Source organism: Selenomonas sp. oral taxon 892 str. F0426, from assembly GCF_000468035.1.
Classification (GTDB): Bacteria; Bacillota; Negativicutes; order Selenomonadales; family Selenomonadaceae; genus Centipeda.
In genome coordinates, this window is sequence record NZ_KI260518.1 from 15,004 (window position 1) to 17,447 (window position 2,444).

At 52.0% G+C, this 2,444-nt stretch carries 4 protein-coding genes; all 4 read left to right on the forward strand.

Going from position 1 to position 2,444, the window contains the following annotated elements:
• On the forward strand, positions 1–200 hold a 200-nt coding region (locus HMPREF1992_RS00815; RefSeq protein ID WP_021683901.1), incomplete at its 5' end, for a phage holin family protein.
• A gap of 14 nt (positions 201–214) precedes the next feature.
• Positions 215–493 carry an SHOCT domain-containing protein gene (locus HMPREF1992_RS11405; RefSeq protein WP_231366939.1) on the forward strand — a complete coding sequence of 93 codons (279 nt, stop codon included), beginning with the start codon at positions 215–217 and terminating at the stop codon, positions 491–493.
• 34 nt (positions 494–527) lie between these two features.
• A complete protein-coding gene (locus HMPREF1992_RS00820; RefSeq protein ID WP_021683902.1) occupies positions 528–2,021 on the forward strand; it encodes a recombinase family protein in 1,494 nt (497 codons plus the stop codon).
• The coding region (locus tag HMPREF1992_RS00825; RefSeq protein ID WP_021683903.1) for a recombinase family protein at positions 2,006–2,444 on the forward strand (439 nt) is incomplete at its 3' end. The genes HMPREF1992_RS00820 and HMPREF1992_RS00825, both read left to right, overlap by 16 nt.

The following is a 2,444-nucleotide window of genomic DNA, read 5'->3' on the forward strand; positions in this document are numbered from 1 at the left end:
AAGTCTGCATCTTCACCCTTGTCGGCGTGGCGAACGTCCTTGATGTACACATCATCGGGAGCGGCTGTGTCCTGCGTTCTGCCGTGATCTTCTTCTACATCTCGAATGAAGGAATCTCCATCATCGAGAACGCAGCACGGATGGGGCTTCCCGTTCCACAGAAACTGCAGGACATGATGCACAGCCTCAAAGATAAATAACTGCTTTAACCTCAATGCCCGGCGGCTTACCGTCGGGTTATTTTTTTACTTTTTGGGTGACCAAAAGTGCCGTTTTTGTCTGCTGTTCCATGAAGGGAGATGTTGAAATGAGCAAGGAAGAAGGAATACGGGAAATGACGTATCAGATGGTGATGCGTGCTTCATGGAAAATGCTGCAGAGCGGGCTTTTGTCAGAGGACGAGTATCTTGCGTTTGAAGCGAAAATGCGCGAGAAATATCGTCCCGTCATCGGACTTTTATTTTCAGATATTGACTTGCTATCGTGCGGATAGTACGGGAATATGGGACTGGAAAGGAGGGAGCACCATGAAGATACGAAGAGTTCAACCAAGCCATATATTGCAGAAAAAGCTGCGTGTGGCTGCCTACGCCCGCGTCTCTGTGGATACGCTCCACCACTCCCTTGCGGCGCAGGTCAGTTACTACAGCAGTCTCATCCAGAAAAATCTCGCATGGGAATACGCAGGCGTGTATGCGGACGAAGGTATCACAGGGACAAGCACTACACACAGAGATGAGTTCAAGCGCCTGATCGCCGATTGCAACGCCGGAAAGATTGATCTGGTACTGGTTAAAAGCATCAGCCGTTTTGCCCGTGACACCGTAGATTGCCTTCATACCGTTCGACGGTTGAAAGAGAAGAGGATCGCCGTCCGCTTCGAGCGTGAGAACATTGATTCCATGTCCGAGGACGGAGAGCTGCTCTTGACGCTGCTCGCATCTTTTGCCCAAGAGGAGAGCAGAAGCATCGGCGACAACATTCGGTGGGGTGTGCGGAGGCGTTTTAGACAGGGGATCCCGAACGGGCATAAACCGCCTTATGGCTACACTTGGGACGGCGAGATGTTCCGCATCGTTCCTTCCGAGGGCGAGATCGTCAAGGAAATTTTCCGCAGATACCTTGCCGGAGAATCTGCCTACGCCATCGCCAAGACTCTCGCGGGGCGCGGAATCACAGGACGGCAGGGGAGACCAATAGAGCAGACCACGGTAAAGGACATCCTCTCCAACATCTCCTACACGGGTACGATGGCATTGCAGAAGAACTACATCACAGAAGGTCATATCCGCAAGCGGAATAAAGGAGAACTTCCCATGTATCTGGTGGAGGGAATATTCGAGCCGCTCATAAGCCGAGATGACTTTGATAAGGCACAGGAGATACGGAAACGGAGAGCCGCGCAGTCTAGCAATCGGAATCCTGTGCTGATGCCGTTTTCCGGAGTGGTGAAATGTGGATGTTGCGGAGGCGGCTTCAGCAGAAGAACCGCCGGGAAGTACAGGCGATGGGGATGCAACACAAGAGAGCGGAAGGGTAGCACTGCTTGCGATAGCCGTCCAATCAGGGAAGAGGAGCTTGTGGCTGCGGTCAGAATTGCCATGGAGAAGGATGATTTCGATACTGCGGAACTCAGGCGCAAGGTGTCCAAGATCGTCATTTACGGCGACTGCGTAGAGTTTCATCTTACGAATGGTCGCATAAAAAAGACTGCCCGCATCTACAACGGGCAGCGCGGCAGCAATCCCTTCACCAACAAAGTCTACTGCGCTTCCTGTGGCAGTAAATGTGAGCGTGACACTTGGACGAAGGGGACTAAGGTGTGGTCTTGCAGTCAGCCGCGCACGAAATGCGGACTGAAGCGGCTGCCCGAATCCGAACTAAAGGAAGCGGCAGAATCCTTTTTCGGCGATGGCTACGAGGGCAAGATCGTACAGAACGTAAAGCGGATTGTCATATCCGACGATGAGGTCATATTTCAACTCAAAGAAGGAGGCGCATACCGATGGCAAAGACAGTGAGAGTCATTCCTGCAAGCCCTAAAATCTTTCGGTCGGAGGTTACGGCAGAACCAAGACGGCGCAGGACGGCAGGGTACGCCAGAGTTTCGACCGACCATGAAGAACAGGCTTCCAGTTATGAAATGCAGATGGCGCATTACAAGAACTACATCGAAAGCCGCGCTGACTGGGATTTCGTCGGCATGTATTCGGACGAAGGGATCAGTGGAACCAACACAAAGAAGCGTGACGGCTTCAACCAAATGATCGAGGATGCCCTTGCCGGCAAGATCGACCTCATCATTACAAAGTCGGTCAGCCGCTTTGCGAGAAACACTGTGGATTCTCTGCAGAACGTCCGCAAACTCAAGGAAAACGGTGTAGAGATCTATTTTGAGAAAGAGAACATTTGGACGTTCGACACGCGCGGAGAACTCCTTATAA

Excerpts from the sequence above, each read along its gene's own strand:
- HMPREF1992_RS11405 (WP_231366939.1), top strand. The coding sequence starts at position 215 with ATGCCCGGCGGCTTACCGTCGGGTTATTTTTTTACTTTTTGGGTGACC.
- HMPREF1992_RS00820 (WP_021683902.1), top strand. The coding sequence starts at position 528 with ATGAAGATACGAAGAGTTCAACCAAGCCATATATTGCAGAAAAAGCTG.